The sequence below is a fragment of the Bacillus sp. GZB genome, from assembly GCF_001975995.1.
Lineage (GTDB): Bacteria > Bacillota > Bacilli > Bacillales > Bacillaceae > Bacillus > Bacillus velezensis.
In genome coordinates, this window is record NZ_MTQG01000018.1 from 251,388 (window position 1) to 266,612 (window position 15,225).

Below are 15,225 nucleotides of genomic sequence, written 5' to 3' on the forward strand. Positions count from 1 at the left end.
CTTTTTTATTGTGTCACCAATTTTTTATGATGAGTCGAATACATCGCCATCTGATCCGCCTGCGGGTCCAAATAGGCTTTGGCGCTGTTCACGGCGGTCGGCCCCTCCGTGAAACCGCCGGCAATCAATCTGAGCTTGCTTTCATAATGGGCGGCGTCACCGGCGACAAACACGCCCGGAAGATTCGTCCGCATATGTCTGTCAGCTTTAATCCTGCCTTCTTCTATCTCAAGCCCCCAGTCCTTCATCGGACCGAGATCAATTTTAAACCCGTGGTTGATAATGAGCTCATCAAGCTTGATGACTTCAGAAAGTCCGGACTCAGTTTGACAAACGGTGACGCTCTCGATCCGTTCCCCGGTGCCATTGAGATGCTTCAGACGATACGGCGCAAGCACCCGCACGGAAGACCGCTTCATTTTCGCCACGCTGCTTTCCAAACCGCCAAACTCCTCACGGCGGTGCAAAACGGTAACAGACGCCGCAATCGGTTCCAGCTCATTCGCCCAGTCAACCGCGGTATCTCCCCCTCCGGAAATCACGACATGCTTATCTCGAAACGCATCAAGCTTCTCCACCTTATAATGAAGGTTCTTTCCTGAATACCGGCTCGCATCCGCGCTGTCAAGTTCATTGACCTCAAGCGTCCCCATGCCGACGGCCAAAATCACCGTGCGCGTATAGTGCTTTTCCCCTTTGGAACTTTCGAGCACAATGGTTCCGTCTTCCAGCCGTTCAAATCCGGTCACCCGCTGATTCAACACGATATCCGGCTCAAATGTCGCCGCCTGCTCCTTCAGCTGCCTAATCAGCTGTTCCCCGGCAATCCCGGGTATTCCGCCGATATCACGGATGATTTTTTCAGGGAAAAACATAGACACCTTCCCTCCGAGCCGCGGTAAAAACTCGATCACCTTCGTTTTCAGCTCCCGCATCCCGCAATAAAAAGCCGCAAACAGGCCGATCGGGCCTCCGCCTATAATCGTGACGTCGTACACCTCATGATTTTCCGCCATCGTTCTGCCTCCCGTTTATATCTATACTTCATACATTTTTAATTGAGAATCAATATCAATGAAAGTATAACACATATGGAGGAGCAGTGTTTATTCATTTCTCATCTTGCGGGAAAGGAGTGATTCAGAAGTGAGGTTCTGAGATTGATAAGCGGGAAGGTATTAAAACTGAAACCAGTACGGCGACTGGTTTCTTTTTTATCTCTTTTTCATCAGCATGATATCGAGATACAGCTGGCACCTTGTCCTGAAGTCGTTTAAATTAATTGATGTCATGTCAAGAATCTGTTTGATGCGGTAGTTCAATGTGTTTTGATGAATAAAAAGCTGTTCTGCGGCTGGTTTTGTTTTGCAGTTATTGAGGAGATAGATTTCTAACGTTTTCAGCAGTTCGGTGCTGCTTTCTCTGTCTTTGGCTTTTAATAACGCTAAATCATCGTTTACATATTCCAGTGAGGCGTTTTTTTCTTCGATGCTTTCAAGATAGCGGTAAATCCCGAGCTTACTGTATTCGTACGGGATATTTTCCTGGTTTCCGGTAATTTCGGCGGCCTTTATAACTTCAAGGGCTTCTATATAACTTTTGCCGAGCTTCAGGATGCTGCTGTATTCATTGCCGATTCCGATATAGATGGGAGTGGGGATCTTCTGAAAGTGAAAATGAGTCAGCAGTTTGTGGATGAATTCAGATGCTGCCGAAGTGCCGGAGCTTTTTTGCGAGAAGCTTGCGACGACGATGACAATATTGGAATCAATGGTTAAGACGTGACTGACTTTATCCCGCAAATTCAAGTACGATTTGATATTTTCCTTTACATCTTCGACTGCCTCCCCATCCCCATTTGCGGCATGCAGGACGACTACCGAAAAAACCGACGGCAGCACGGCGTTCATCTTTTCCGCTTCCCGCCTGAACTCCTTTTCAGAGGAGAATTGCTGAAAGATCGCCCGTTTCACCAGGTCTTCCGCTCTCTCTTCTTTTTCCTGTTTCAGCCGGTTCGTTTTGTAGATGATTTTTCCGACATGGAATGAAGTTTCATATAAAAAATCGAGCTCCTCGTCCGTCAAGTTTCGGTCGAGCTCCTGAATCCAGATGTAGCCCATCACTTCCCCTTTATGTTTTGCGCTTACAACCACTCTCTGATTCAGTCCGATACTGTCTATTTTTTCGACACGGAACGGTTCAGGAACGGTTTTCAGCTTTTCGATCACCCCGTCCTTCAGAAACCTTTCAAAAATCTGCACGGGGCATTTTTTTGAGAATATCGTCTGCTGGTTGGCGGAGTCGAAGTGATTAATGTAATAAGAATTATAGGCAAGCAAAAAGAAATCCGCGCTTTCCAGAATAACGGGCTTCTGCAATTCATAACTGATGAAATCAATTAATTTATCAATGTCCGTAAATGAAAAAACTCTCTCTAAAAGCTCTTCCATACCTATTTCTCCTATGCTCTTTTTATCTTTATCATACTCTGAGGGGTGACTTTTTGTATAGAAAAAAATTCATATACTCCCAAAACGGAATGATCCGAAAGCCTGTATCGTGAAAAGAGGAAAAAGGGCGGTCCCTTCTTCCTCTCGTTCCTTGCTTTTATTGAGAAAGTGTATCACGGTAGTCATGAAACTGATCTGTGACATCTTTTGACGGAGCCTGTGTCAATAAGCTGACGACAAATACAGCGGCAAGGCTTACAGCAAAGCCCGGAATGATTTCGTACAAAAAGTCTGAAAGACCGGCATTCGCCCAAATGATTACGGTAATCGCTCCCGCAATCATGCCGGCGAGTGCCCCCCATTTCGTCATCCGTTTCCAAAATAAACTGAGCAGTACGACCGGCCCGAATGAAGCGCCGAATCCCGCCCATGCATAGCTGACAAGACCAAGTATCGTGTTGTTTTTCTCCCAGGCGAGCACCAGAGCGACGATTGACACCGCAAGCACTGCCATTCTCCCCAGAAATACGAGTTCCTTATCAGAAGCTGAACGCCTGAACATGGACTTATACAAGTCCTCCACTAAAGAACTGGACGTAACGAGCAGCTGAGACGAAATCGTACTCATAATGGCCGCTAAAATCGCAGAAATGAGAAATCCCGTAATAATCGGGTGGAACAGAATATTGCCGAGCTGAATAAAAATGGTTTCCGGATCATCCAGCTTCAACCCGCGCTGGTGGTAATACGCGATTCCCGCAAGACCCGTAAACAGCGCGCCGAGTGCAGACAAAATCATCCATCCCATTCCGATCCGTCTGGCGCGTTTGATCTCTTTCACAGATGTGATCGCCATAAAGCGCACAATAATATGCGGCTGCCCGAAATAGCCGAGCCCCCACGCAAATAAAGAAATAATGCCAAGGACGGTGGTCCCTTTGAACATATTAAACAGTTCCGGGTTGACGGAACGGATATCGGCAACGGTTTCCCCCGGGCCGCCCGTATGGAAAATCGTCACAATCGGCACGAGAATAAGCGCCGCAAACATGATGATCCCTTGGACAAAGTCCGTCCAGCTTACCGCCAAAAAGCCCCCGAACAAGGTGTAGGCGACAACGACGCCTGTCACGGCCCACAGGCCGGTGTGGTAATCCCACCCTAAAATGCTGTTGAATAAGACACCTCCGGACACCATGCCGGATGATACGTAAAAAGTGAAAAAGACGAGAATGACGAGACCCGAAAACAGTCTGAGAAGCTTCGTATGATCACCGAAACGGTTTTCAAGGAAACCCGGAATGGTGATGGAATTCCCCGCTTTTTCGGTATACGTTCTCAGCCTCGGCGCCACGAAAAGCCAGTTCGCCCAAGCCCCGAGCACAAGTCCGATTACTATCCAAGCGCCGCTTAATCCCGTCGAGAACATGGCGCCAGGAAGCCCCATCAAGAGCCATCCGCTCATATCCGCCGCTCCCGCGCTGAGCGCTGTGACGGCAGGGCCTAAAGAACGCCCACCGAGCATGTAATCCGTCAGATTCGACGTCCGTCTGTAGGCGAAATAACCGATAAACAGCATGCCCGCCATATAAATACAAATGGAAATAATCAACTGAATGTTTGCTATGGCATTTCCTCCTCCGCTTTATAGGTTTATGGTGAAATGGACACCCCCCGCGAGGAGGATGCCCATTCAGTCCCTCTTAAAACATTTCACTGATTGTTTTCGCCTGCATGTGGAGGGCCAAATAATCCGGGCCGCCCGCTTTTGAATCAGTGCCGGACATTTTGAAGCCTCCGAACGGATGGTAGCCGACAATCGCTCCCGTACAATTGCGGTTGAAGTACAGGTTGCCGACATGGAATTCCTGTTTCGCCCGTTCAATATGTTTGCGGTTATTTGTAATGACCGCGCCTGTCAAACCGTATTCAGTATTGTTGGCCACTTCCAGCGCTTCATCAAAGTTTGATACTTTAGAAAACGCCACGACAGGCCCGAAAATTTCTTCCTGCATGAGTCTGGCTTTCGGATCGAGGTCCGCGAAGATCGTCGGCTTGATAAAGTAGCCTTTTGAATCATCTCCGGTGCCGCCGCTTACTAAACGGCCTTCTTCTTTTCCGATTTCAATGTAGCTCATGATCTTGTCGTAAGAACCTTGGTCGATGACAGGTCCCATATACACGTCAGCGCTGTCAGGGCTTGCCGTCACTTTTGATTCAGTGATTTCGATGACGCGCTCCAATACTTGATCATACACTTTTTCATGGACAACTGCACGTGAACCTGCAGAACATTTTTGTCCCGCGAAGCCGAATGCTGATGTAAAGATGGATTGAGCCGCCAATTCAATGTCCGCGTCCTCATCGACAACAACCGTATCTTTACCGCCCATTTCAGCGATAACACGCTTTAAATGCTGCTGGCCCGGCTGCACTTTCGCCGCGCGTTCGAAAATTCTCGTACCGACTTCACGTGATCCCGTAAACGTAATGATGCTTGTTTTCGGGTGATCGACGAGATAGTCTCCCACTTCCGCTCCGCTTCCCGGCACAAAGTTGACAACGCCCTTCGGAAGACCTGATTCCTCAAGCACTTCTACGAATTTCGCCGCGATGACCGGTGTCGCGCTTGCCGGTTTAAGAACGACCGTGTTGCCCGTTACGATCGGTGCCACCGTCGTTCCCGCCATAATCGCAAAGAGGAAGTTCCATGGCGGAATGACGACCGTTACGCCGGTCGGTGTGTAGACATATTGGTTCTTCTCGCCGTCGCGGCTGTTGACCGGCTTGCCTTTTGCTAATTCAACCATCTGGCGCGCGTAGTATTCCATAAAGTCGATGGCTTCCGCCGTATCCGCATCAGCTTCGTTCCAAGGTTTTCCCGCTTCCTTGACGAGCAGGGCGGAGAATTCGTGCTTTCTGCGGCGGACTTTGGCAGCTGCGCGGAACAGAACGGCCGCTCTTTCTTCAGGGGATGTGTATCTCCACTCTTCGAACGCTTTCGCAGCCGCTTCAATCGCCTGCTCAGCGTGCTCCTGGGACGCCTTTGACACTTTTCCGACGACTTCTTCTTTGTCTGCAGGGTTAATGGATACGATTTTCGCTTCCGTCTCTACCTTTTCACCGTTGATGACGAGCGGATAATCTTTTCCCAGATACTCATTTACCTTCGCAAGCGCTTTCTTAAATTCTTCAACGTTCGATTGATCTTGGAAATTCGTGAATGGTTCGTGTTTATAAGGTGTAGTCATTGTCATCTCTCCCTTTTTTACTTCTTAGTCATTCCTTTAAAGGCGAATGCGATGTTTGAGGGGCGTTCGGCGAGCCGTCTCATGAAATAGCCGTACCAGTCATCCCCGTAAGGCAGGTAGACTCTCATGCGGTATCCTTCTTCCACCAGGCTGAGCTGGGTTTGCGAGCGCATGCCGTACAGCATCTGAAACTCAAAACGGTCGTTTGAAATGCCGTGCTCTTCGGCAAGCTGTTTTGTAAACTCGATCATTTTGTCATCATGCGTGGCGACTGCCGTATAATGTCCTTTTAAAAGCTGTTTGCGGATGAGTCTTTTATAATTTTCATCGACGTCGCTTTTTTCAGGATAGGCCACCTTTTCCGATTCTTTATAGGCCCCTTTGACAAGCCGCAGAAACGGATTCAGCGGGCTGAGGTCATCAAGATCCTTCTCCGTTCTGTACAGATAAGCCTGCACCACGGTGCTTACATATTCATACCGGCTCCGGAAGTCTTTAAAGATATCCAGCGTTTTCTGGCATCTCGTTTCATCTTCCATGTCAATCGTCACCATGACTTTATGTTTTTCAGCCGTCTGGAGGATTTTCGTCATATTTTCATAGACGAGATCGAGATCTATATCAAGACCTAAAGACGTCATTTTTAATGACACTTGGGAATTCAGCTGTTCATCAGCAATTAAGGCGATGGTCTGCATGCACTCCTCGGTGCGTTCTTTCGCGACGTCACCACTGTTTACAAATTCCCCCAAATGATCGACAGTAACTGACAGCCCCTGGCTGTTCAAATGTCGGATTGTCGGGATAGAACTGCGGAAATCCATTCCTCCGATGATTTTGCCGGCTGCCACACGGCTTCCCCAGCTTCGCGCCATCTTATTGAGAAAGCTGCTCTTGGATAAAAATAAGAAAAAATCTCTTGTAATCACTTCCAACCTTAACACCCCGCAATCTAAGAAGTATTTGTATGAGTCTATTGTAAATGGACAAAACACCCTCTCACAATATTCTAAAAATACAAAGATTCTGATAAATTTTTGTGGTTTTACCACAATCAGCTTCTTAGATAGCAGGCGGATTATGCCGAAAAAAGGCGGACGGAAATGACGGCAATCGTCAATTTCCGCCTTTTTCCCCCCACGCCTCTTCGACGGTCTGAATCAATAGCTGATTCAGTTCCTCCGTTATGTCAGGTTTCGGCGTTTTGATCGTTTTGACATAGTGCCCGATGCGTTCTATTTCTTCTTCTATAAACGCATGAATCATCGTATTTCTCGGTTCCGGAGCCAGCTCCTGACCGCTTTTTTTCCTTGTAAGCAGTATATTGATTTCAGAAATGAGCGCTTCATCCGTCAATAAGGCATCGGCCAGTACGGGAAATGACATCGGCGGTACGGAGCCGAACGTTTCAATCCATCTGCAGGCAAGGAGAGGACGCAGAACATAAAAATACTTTTTAATCTTCACTTCACTGCCCTGCAATTCCGTTTTTTCATTCCGTTTTGCCATATTGAGATAATGATAAATGCAGGCTTCAGGCGAAAAGGCGCGGATTTTCAGTTTTCGAAGCTTTTCAGCCGCTGAGAAAGCTTCATAATAGATCATCTCAGAAGAGAGCCATTCCAAAAGAAGCGGATTTGATTTTTTAAAAAGCCGCAGCGCTTTTCTCAGTTCCCAGCCGCTGATGTCTAGCATGTCATGAATCGGCTCTTCTATGACATCCCTATGCGGTTCGATCGAAAAGTACCATTCTTTTTTCGGCACATAGAGAAACCGCACATCGTAGTCGCTGTCGCTTGACGGAAATCCCCATGCGCGGCTCCCTGATTCTACGGCGTAAAGCACCTTGACGCCGTGCTGTGCTTCAATTCGTTTTAATTCTTCGATGATCCTTTGTTTCATCTGTATCCGTCCTTTTCCGTGTCATTCCTGAAAAAAGCCCAAGTACTTGGGCTTTTCGCTGCTGTCAGCCTTTCAGATGCGCTTTCAGAAAGGCCAGCTTTTCCGTATGGAAAGAAGGTATGTATTCATGTCCGAAATATCGGTACACCTTCAATTCTTTTTCCGTTTCCAGATGGTTGTAAGCGGCAAACACCGTCGACGGCGGAGTCACGCGGTCAATCAGCCCGATGGACATGAGCACCGGAACTTTTACGCGGTCCGCCAGATTCATGATATCAAAATAGGCCAGTGTATTCATCGCGGCCTTCTCCGTCTCAGGGCTGCCGTTCTTTCTGAAAAAGGAGTTAATCTCAAGATACGGCTCATCAAGAGCGACATCAATGGCCCGCTCAAAATTGCTTAAATAAGGATAATCGGCCGCAACCGCTCTCGGAATGTCAGATAGTGCCGCCGCGGCGATTGAAAGTCCGCCTCCCTGGCTCCCGCCGATGACGGCGATTCTCGTTTCATCCACTTCATCAAAGCCGCTGATGACTTCCAAAGCCCGGACGGCGTCTAAGTACACGCCGCGGTAATAATATGTATCTTTATCTAAAATCCCTTTCGTCATCCAGCCGGGAACGTGTCCATGCGGTGAGACGCTTGTATCTGTGCTGCTGTGCTGGCCGCGGACAAGCATCCCGAACGCGGCATATCCGTGAAGCGCCCAATTTACGATGTCATGTATGTCCCCGTCATAGCTCGCGTTGTAGCCGTGGTATTTCACGATGGCCGGATGCGGGCCTTTTCGGTCGGGAACGGCGTACCATCCCTCAATTTCCGCCTTGCCGAAGCTCCGGTATGTCAGCCGGAATACTTTCACGCCGTCAGCCGGGTAGCTTTCAGGCGTCAAATCAGGCTTTGCCTCTTCCTTTGCAAGCTCATGTAATGATGATGCCCAAAAATCCGAAAAGTCATGAGGAGCGGTTTTATTTGGTTTATAGGTTTGCAGTTGGTCGAGCGGCAAGTCGTATAATTGCATATCCGATTATTCTCCTTTGTTTTATAAGATTTAATTTTCTGACTCTATCTTAACACGATTTTACACTCATTTTCTAAACATTTTAATAAACGTTTGTTTAAAAGAAAACAAAAAAGCCGTACGCTCACAGCGTCACGGCTCTTTTTACATCGGCTGATACAGATCCCAGCCGATTTTTAACGTTTCTACGATATAATCGGCGATTTCTTCTGGTTCCAGATTATCCGTTGCCACTTTTGAATTATGTTTATCATAGATGCTTTGGCGCTCGTTAAAGAGCTGCTGCATTTCATCCATGGAACGGTTATGCAGAACGGGACGGCTTTCAATCAGCAGGTCAGCCCGCTGCTTCCAATTCTCCCATGATAGATCCAGATGGAGCACGAGACAGTTTTCAAGGCAGCACTGTCTGATTTCCTCTTGTTTAAACGAACCGCCCCCAAGCGACACGATCTTGAATTTCGTATTGCGGCAGATATCTAATATATAATCCTTTTCGGTCTGACGGAAAAAGGCTTCACCTTTTTTCTCAAACATTTCAGGGATGGACATATTGAAATCTTTCTCAATCTGCAAATCAATATCAATGAAGTCTCTGTATAATTTCTTAGCGACCAGCTGGCCGATTGTTGTCTTTCCGACCCCCATGAATCCGATCAGTACGATATTTCTTTCTCTTACGGGAATGGCACGTTTTGCGTTCATCTTCGGCGAAATCCTCCTAAGAAATGAAAAAGTTATGTTTATTATATGATAACTCAATATTGAAATATAGAGATAATGCAATGAAAGAAAACCCATCCTTTATAAGAAGAGATGAGTTTTTCTTTCTATCGGAGCGTAATGCGTTCCACCTTTCCGACAATGAAAATATAAGAACATGCCCCGATAAATGCGACAGCGCCGACAAACAGAATCGCTCCGTTATATGAACCGGTCGCAGAAACGATAAACCCGATGATAAGCGGGGTGATAATGCCGGCCATATTGGCGAAAAAGTTAAACACGCCTCCTGCCAATCCGATTGTTTCGCTTGGCGCCACCTCACTCAGCATCGTCCAGGATATATTGGACATGCCCTGCGCAAAAGAAGCAATGGATAAGATCGTCAAAACCGCAGGAGCAGAATCCGTAACATTCGCGAGCACGATGGAGCCTGTCAGCAGAAGACCGAGGATGACGGGGGTTTTTCGGGCAACGTTCACCGACACGCCCCGTTTCATCATTCCGTCAGACCAATATCCGCCGAACAATACGCCGAAAAAGGCGGCGATATACGGGATTGATGCGGCGAAGCCGACTTTCAAGAATGCCATGTGCTTTGCCTCCGCCAGATAAGTCGGAAACCATGTCAAAAAGAAGAACAGCGTGGAGGCTACGGCGAATTGGCCGATATACAAGCCGACAAGCTTGCGGTATTTAAGAAGCTGGACGAAATCCCGCCACGTGATCCTGCCGGCTGATTCAGACACCTCTGTCAGTCCGCCGCCTTCTCTAATATAATCAAGCTCTTCCCGGTTCACTTTCCGGTACCGATTCGGCTCGTGATACATTTTGAACCAGAAAACGGAGAAAACAAGCCCGAGCACGCCTGAAGAAATAAAGACGGCGCGCCAGTCAAATGCCGTTAACACCCAGAATAAAACCGGTGTGGCGAACGCCAGTCCCACATATTCCCCCGCCGTATAAACACCCGTCGCAAAGGCGCGTTCCCGCCTTGGAAACCATGTCGTGACAATCCGGTTGTTTGCCGGAAACGCAGGCGATTCAGCCAGCCCGATCATCAGGCGGCAGCCGAATAAAAACCCGAAACTGGCCGCAAAAGCCTGCACTCCGGTGAAAACAGACCAGATCATTAAAGAAACGCCGTACGTCCGTTTTGACCCGAATTTGTCCAAAATGAGCCCGCCGGGAATCTGCATACCCGTATAGGTCCAGCTGAATGCGGAAAAGACGACGCCCAAAAGCGCGGGGCTTATGTTCAGCGATGTCTGAATGGACGGGGCGGCGATGGATACACTGGCACGGTCTATATAATTAATCGCAGTGATAAAAAACAAAAGAAACAGTATCACATAACGAGCGCGAGTCGGTTTATTGCGGACGGGACTGAAGTCCGTCAGCTCCGTTTCATTTTTCAATGGCTTCTCCCCCCTTACTCGAATGAAATTAATTGTACAACACTTCGGTCAATTATTTAATACTTTGACGCAAAAAAGCGCTAAACAATTTGTATGCCGCACTGACACCCTGCTTATAAAAGTGTCTGCCCTTTTCACCTGTTTATCCGTATCTCACCCGGGGAAAAGTACACATATGATAGACAGTTACGGGAGGATTACCGATGAAACTGAGTTTTTGCACAACAGGATTTAAAAAAAAGCATATTTTCGACATCATTTCTTTCGCGAAGGAGCACTCCTTTGACGGAATCGAACTGTGGTACGGACACGCCAAACAATATATAGAGGAAATCGGCCCGCTCGACAGGCTTGATCAGCAGCTTCAGGAGGATGGCATCGGGGTGCCTGCCGTCAGTTTATACACTGACTTCGCCGCTCAGGATGAAAGGCAGGCGTTAAAGGATGTTCAAAGGGCATTAAGCGCGGCACGACAGCTGCACAGTCCCTTGATCAGAGTCTTTGCCGGCAATCTTCCTTCGCATCGGACGTCACCGGAAAAGTGGCAACGTGCGGTTGATCAATTTCAGCAGGCGGCACGGCTCGCAGATGACTATGAAGTCGATATCGGGATTGAGATTCATTACGATACGTACGCGGATACACCGGAGGCGGCGCTGGCATTTTTGGAGGATGTCGGACATCCGCGGGTCCGCACCATTTTTGACGGCTCCAACCTACACGTCAATCACGTTGACCAAATGTCCGCTTTAGAAAAGCTGTATCATACCGTAAGCCATATTCATCTGAAAAACTATCACTGGAATTTTGACAACTGGTATCTCAGCAAGCCGGTGTCTGTTCTGCAAGGCGATTTACGGCAGGAACCCTTTCTGAAAGAACTGTTGAACAGGCAATACGGCGGATTCGTATCACTCGAATACTTCGGTCATCATGCTGAAGCGCATATGAAAGAATCCCTGAATGAGATCAGGCACTGCTTTAAGAAATAAAAAACATCCCCTCCGAAGAGATGTTTTTTTCAATTTAAGAAAAAAATTTTAGAAATAAAGGAGGAATTATATGGATAATCGTCTAATTATTAACACTGTAATACATTTCATTTGAAAAGGGAGTGTTCGAAATGAAATTCAAAAAAGTGTTAACCGGTTCTGCGCTGTCTCTTGCCTTACTGATGTCTGCCGCTCCTGCCTTTGCCGCATCACCAACAGCATCCCCATCCGTGGAAAATAGCCCAATCTCAACGAAAGCAGATGCCGGCATTAATGCCATCAAGCCCGTTCCAAGCCCTAACGGTATTTTCGCTGCTTCTTTCGAACTGAATGGTACAACATGGATTTTTAAATACAAATACTATGACAGCAGCAAAGGGTATTGGGTAGGGATTTATGAAAGTGTAGATAAATAAAAATGAAATAAACAAAAAACCTCCCTTTCAAAAGGGAGGTTTTTTTCATTCTATTTCCACCAATCATCAAACATTGATGCCGGCACCTGGCGCTTGTGCTCCGTACTGAGGTAGCGTTTTTCCAGCGCCTCAATCACTTCGGAAGAAACGTCCTTGCCTTCTAAATAATCATCAATGTCATTGTATGTGATGCCGAGTTCGGTCTCATCCGTCTGCTGCGGTTTTTCATCAAGCAGATCGGCCGTCGGTAATTTCAAATACAGGCGTTCCGGCGCGCCGAGCTCTTCTAATAAACGTCTGCCCTGGCGTTTCGTTAATCCGGTCAGCGGCAGCAGATCAGCTCCGCCGTCACCGTATTTCGTGAAGAAACCGGTCACCGCTTCAGCCGCATGGTCAGTTCCGATGACAAGCAGCCCCTCTTGTCCGCCGATGGCATATTGCGCGATCATCCTCATTCTGGCTTTTACATTTCCTTTGTTAAAGTCAGACAGCTGATCGCCCGTTTCTTTTTTGTACTGATCGGCGAACGCGCTGACAGCGGACTTAATATCAAATGTCCATGATTTATCAGGTTTAATGAATTTGAGCGCCAATTGGGCGTCATCCTCATCCTGCTGTGTGCCGTGCGGAAGACGGACGGCGATAAATTCCGCGTTTCCGCCTTCTTCTCTGATGCTTTCAGCCGCCAATTGGGCGAGGCGTCCCGCAAGCGTGGAATCCTGCCCCCCGCTGATGCCGAGCACAAAGCCTTTGGCACCTGTTTTTTTCAAATATTGTTTCAGAAAGTTCACTCTGTCCTCAATTTCTTGTTTCGGATCAATCGAGGGTTTTACATGGAGATCATTCATAATTTGTTTCTGGATGCTCATCCCAATCACTCCTCCTGCATTGTTTCTTTATGATTCATTTCCCGTTCATGCTGAAAATGAATCATGCCACTATGTACGACTCTTTGTTAAATATAGCACAGGTGCAGTTTTTAAGTGAATCAAATACACCGGGATCAGCTGATTTCCACCCGCAGCGCCGTGATGCTGTCGCCGTTGCATTTTCCTTTTTCGATCGGACAGGATGAAAATGCGACGACGAGATCCATTTCCGCACGGAGCCGTACATAATCACCCGCGTCAGAAAGAGGCGTTTCGACTGATAAGTTCCCCTTCTCATCGAGCACCGTGTTCATAAAGATGGCAAATGGGTAATGCATATGCGGCCGCGGCACCCCGAACGGTTCAAGCGCCCCGCTCATATTGTCATAGCACGTATCCTGGAGCTCGTCTTTATGCTTTCCGTATAAAAGCCTGTTCATATCCGGACGGCAGGCGGGAAGCAGCAGGTCATGCTTGCCGACTGTATCCTCAATCAGCGTCAGCATCGGCTTGTATAAATTCGAATAAATATGGTCACCCGTTTTTACATGAATAGACTGGTTGGCATCAATCGTCGCACCCTGATCAAGATGTTCATAAAAATCCTTGGCATGATATGCCGTAAAATCAGCCACCTGCTGTCCTTCCACATCGACAACTTTTATAATCTGCCCTTTGTGAACCTTCAGGCCGAGCCCTTTTTTCGGCGGTACGATAAATTGCTGTGTCATCAGACTGCTCCTTTTTTCTTCTATTATGAACTCCGGCCGTTTGTTTCATGTAAAGCAATTTATTGGATGTATATTCCCCTTCTGACGGCAGCAATCTAAGCTTTGATAAAGGGGTTGAACTTCATGAGTAAATCACAGGACCAGCCTAAAGGAAATCTCGCTTGGTGGCAGCTCTCCTTAATCGGCGTCGGCTGCACAATCGGGACGGGCTTTTTTCTCGGGTCCAGCATCGCTATTGTCAAAAGCGGATATTCCGCGCTGATCTCATTTCTTATTGCCGGGCTTGGCACCTATTTTGTCTTTGAGCAGCTCGCGAAGCTTTCGGCTAAACAGCCCGAAAAGGGGTCTTTTTGCGCTTATGCGAGAAAGGCTTTCGGCACTTGGGCCGGTTTCAGCAACGGATGGGTGTACTGGTCGTCCGAGATGCTGATCACGGGAAGCCAGCTGACAGCGATCTCGCTGTTTACGAAGCATTGGTTTCCGAATGTGCCGCTGTGGATTTTCGCCTCCATCTATGCGGTGCTCGGTCTTTTGATTATATTTACGGGGCTGGCCGTTTTTCAAAAAACGGAAAATGTGCTCGCTGTTGTCAAGACGGCGGCGATTTTTATGTTTATCGTGATCGCCATATTGGCGCTGTGCGGTATATTTTCTCATAAACCGGATGTGCAGGTGCCGAACGAATCAAAGGATTTGTTCCCGCACGGAGCGATGGGGTTATGGACGGGATTGATTTATGCGTTTTACGCCTTCGGAGGAATTGAAGTCTTGGGGCTGATGACCGTACACTTGAAAAAACCGGAGGAAGCCTCAAAATCAGGCAGACTGATGCTTGCCGTACTTGCGGTGATTTACGTCATTTCTCTCGGCCTGGCGCTGCTGTTAGTGCCGCTGGGCAAATTCACCGAACAGGACAGCCCGTTTATTACATCGCTGAAGGGTTTTCATTTAGATATCATTCTTGATATTTTTAACGGAATTTTTATTATTGCGGGATTTTCCACGCTCGTCGCCTCGCTGTTTGCCGTGACGACATTGCTTTGTACAATGGCCGATGACGGGGATGCGCCGAAATGCTTCAGATTAAAGGAAAACAAAAAAATCTGCTGGCCCGCGCTCGGATTGACGTTTGCCGGACTCATCGTCTCCATCATCCTGTCATTGGTGCTGCCGAAAAATATATATGAACACATGACAACCGCGGCGGGCCTGATGCTTCTTTATACGTGGCTGTTCATTTTGTTCTCGGGCAAGAAACTGCTTGAAACGACAAAGATGGGAACCGCACAGATTGTTATCGCCCTTGTGCTGATTGTCGCGGCCGTCTCCGGGACGCTGTTTGAGAAATCGAGCCGGCCCGGTTTTCTGGTCAGCCTTTGTTTTCTCGCCGTCATTGCGATCGTGACATGGATCGTACAAAAAAAGCAGGGACACAGCCCTGCCGGATCATAG

The 15,225-nt window shown here is 47.7% G+C and carries 14 protein-coding genes; 3 read left to right on the plus strand and 11 right to left on the minus strand.

The window, feature by feature from the left end; all coding sequences use genetic code 11:
- Positions 1-5: 5 nt before the first annotated feature.
- The 9 genes from BXO87_RS17405 to BXO87_RS17445 all read right to left on the minus strand — a co-directional run bounded on the left by BXO87_RS17405 (position 6) and on the right by BXO87_RS17445 (position 10,765).
- Positions 6-1,016: an NAD(P)/FAD-dependent oxidoreductase gene (locus tag BXO87_RS17405; RefSeq protein WP_076851417.1), complete on the minus strand. Its 1,011-nt coding sequence runs from the start codon at positions 1,014-1,016 to the stop codon at positions 6-8.
- Positions 1,017-1,214: 198 nt separating this feature from the next.
- Positions 1,215-2,450 (minus strand): proline utilization transcriptional regulator PutR, encoded by a 1,236-nt coding sequence (putR, locus tag BXO87_RS17410; protein WP_003156600.1) that lies wholly within the window; start codon positions 2,448-2,450, stop codon positions 1,215-1,217.
- Positions 2,451-2,607: 157 nt separating this feature from the next.
- Positions 2,608-4,062, minus strand: a complete 1,455-nt coding sequence (gene putP / locus BXO87_RS17415) for a sodium/proline symporter PutP (protein ID WP_076851418.1) — start codon at positions 4,060-4,062, stop codon at positions 2,608-2,610.
- A 91-nt stretch (positions 4,063-4,153) separates the two neighbouring features.
- On the minus strand, positions 4,154-5,701 hold the full coding sequence (pruA, locus tag BXO87_RS17420; protein ID WP_071181519.1) for an L-glutamate gamma-semialdehyde dehydrogenase: 1,548 nt from the start codon (positions 5,699-5,701) through the stop codon (positions 4,154-4,156).
- 17 nt (positions 5,702-5,718) lie between these two features.
- Positions 5,719-6,630 (minus strand): proline dehydrogenase family protein, encoded by a 912-nt coding sequence (locus BXO87_RS17425; RefSeq protein ID WP_139026625.1) that lies wholly within the window; start codon positions 6,628-6,630, stop codon positions 5,719-5,721.
- Between the two features lie 187 nt (positions 6,631-6,817).
- Complete coding sequence (locus BXO87_RS17430) at positions 6,818-7,603, minus strand: nucleotidyltransferase domain-containing protein (RefSeq protein WP_076851419.1); 786 nt, start codon at positions 7,601-7,603, stop codon at positions 6,818-6,820.
- A 64-nt stretch (positions 7,604-7,667) separates the two neighbouring features.
- Positions 7,668-8,624: a cephalosporin C deacetylase gene (cah, locus tag BXO87_RS17435; RefSeq protein ID WP_076851420.1), complete on the minus strand. Its 957-nt coding sequence runs from the start codon at positions 8,622-8,624 to the stop codon at positions 7,668-7,670.
- Between the two features lie 144 nt (positions 8,625-8,768).
- On the minus strand, positions 8,769-9,329 hold the full coding sequence (locus BXO87_RS17440; protein ID WP_003156609.1) for a shikimate kinase: 561 nt from the start codon (positions 9,327-9,329) through the stop codon (positions 8,769-8,771).
- A 125-nt stretch (positions 9,330-9,454) separates the two neighbouring features.
- Positions 9,455-10,765, minus strand: coding sequence for an MFS transporter (locus BXO87_RS17445; protein WP_076851421.1), 1,311 nt, complete (start codon positions 10,763-10,765; stop codon positions 9,455-9,457).
- A gap of 203 nt (positions 10,766-10,968) precedes the next feature.
- Between BXO87_RS17445 and BXO87_RS17450 the strand changes: the two genes are divergently transcribed.
- Together BXO87_RS17450 and BXO87_RS17455 are read left to right on the plus strand one after the other, a co-directional pair.
- A complete protein-coding gene (locus BXO87_RS17450) occupies positions 10,969-11,757 on the plus strand; it encodes a sugar phosphate isomerase/epimerase family protein (protein ID WP_076851422.1) in 789 nt (262 codons plus the stop codon).
- A gap of 131 nt (positions 11,758-11,888) precedes the next feature.
- Entirely contained in the window at positions 11,889-12,173 is a 285-nt protein-coding gene (locus tag BXO87_RS17455; RefSeq protein WP_057080011.1) for an antimicrobial peptide LCI, read from the plus strand.
- A 50-nt stretch (positions 12,174-12,223) separates the two neighbouring features.
- On the opposite strand, the gene nadE is transcribed toward BXO87_RS17455, so the two are convergent.
- Entirely contained in the window at positions 12,224-13,042 is an 819-nt protein-coding gene (nadE, locus tag BXO87_RS17460) for an ammonia-dependent NAD(+) synthetase (protein WP_076851423.1), read from the minus strand.
- A 134-nt stretch (positions 13,043-13,176) separates the two neighbouring features.
- The gene (locus tag BXO87_RS17465) at positions 13,177-13,773 is read right to left on the minus strand and encodes a DUF1989 domain-containing protein (RefSeq protein WP_011996295.1); all 597 of its coding nucleotides are present in this window, start codon (positions 13,771-13,773) and stop codon (positions 13,177-13,179) included.
- A gap of 123 nt (positions 13,774-13,896) precedes the next feature.
- On the opposite strand from BXO87_RS17465, the gene BXO87_RS17470 reads away from it, so the two are divergent.
- Entirely contained in the window at positions 13,897-15,225 is a 1,329-nt protein-coding gene (locus tag BXO87_RS17470) for an amino acid permease (RefSeq protein WP_076851424.1), read from the plus strand.

What these genes read in the sequence shown, in the direction of transcription:
- putR (WP_003156600.1), bottom strand. Translation starts at nt 2,450, where the DNA reads ATGGAAGAGCTTTTAGAGAGAGTTTTTTCATTTACGGACATTGATAAA.
- BXO87_RS17430 (WP_076851419.1), bottom strand. Translation starts at nt 7,603, where the DNA reads ATGAAACAAAGGATCATCGAAGAATTAAAACGAATTGAAGCACAGCAC.
- BXO87_RS17465 (WP_011996295.1), bottom strand. Translation starts at nt 13,773, where the DNA reads ATGACACAGCAATTTATCGTACCGCCGAAAAAAGGGCTCGGCCTGAAG.
- BXO87_RS17470 (WP_076851424.1), top strand. Translation starts at nt 13,897, where the DNA reads ATGAGTAAATCACAGGACCAGCCTAAAGGAAATCTCGCTTGGTGGCAG.
- BXO87_RS17455 (WP_057080011.1), top strand. Translation starts at nt 11,889, where the DNA reads ATGAAATTCAAAAAAGTGTTAACCGGTTCTGCGCTGTCTCTTGCCTTA.
- cah (WP_076851420.1), bottom strand. Translation starts at nt 8,624, where the DNA reads ATGCAATTATACGACTTGCCGCTCGACCAACTGCAAACCTATAAACCA.
- BXO87_RS17440 (WP_003156609.1), bottom strand. Translation starts at nt 9,329, where the DNA reads ATGAACGCAAAACGTGCCATTCCCGTAAGAGAAAGAAATATCGTACTG.
- BXO87_RS17450 (WP_076851422.1), top strand. Translation starts at nt 10,969, where the DNA reads ATGAAACTGAGTTTTTGCACAACAGGATTTAAAAAAAAGCATATTTTC.
- pruA (WP_071181519.1), bottom strand. Translation starts at nt 5,701, where the DNA reads ATGACTACACCTTATAAACACGAACCATTCACGAATTTCCAAGATCAA.
- nadE (WP_076851423.1), bottom strand. Translation starts at nt 13,042, where the DNA reads ATGAGCATCCAGAAACAAATTATGAATGATCTCCATGTAAAACCCTCG.
- BXO87_RS17405 (WP_076851417.1), bottom strand. Translation starts at nt 1,016, where the DNA reads ATGGCGGAAAATCATGAGGTGTACGACGTCACGATTATAGGCGGAGGC.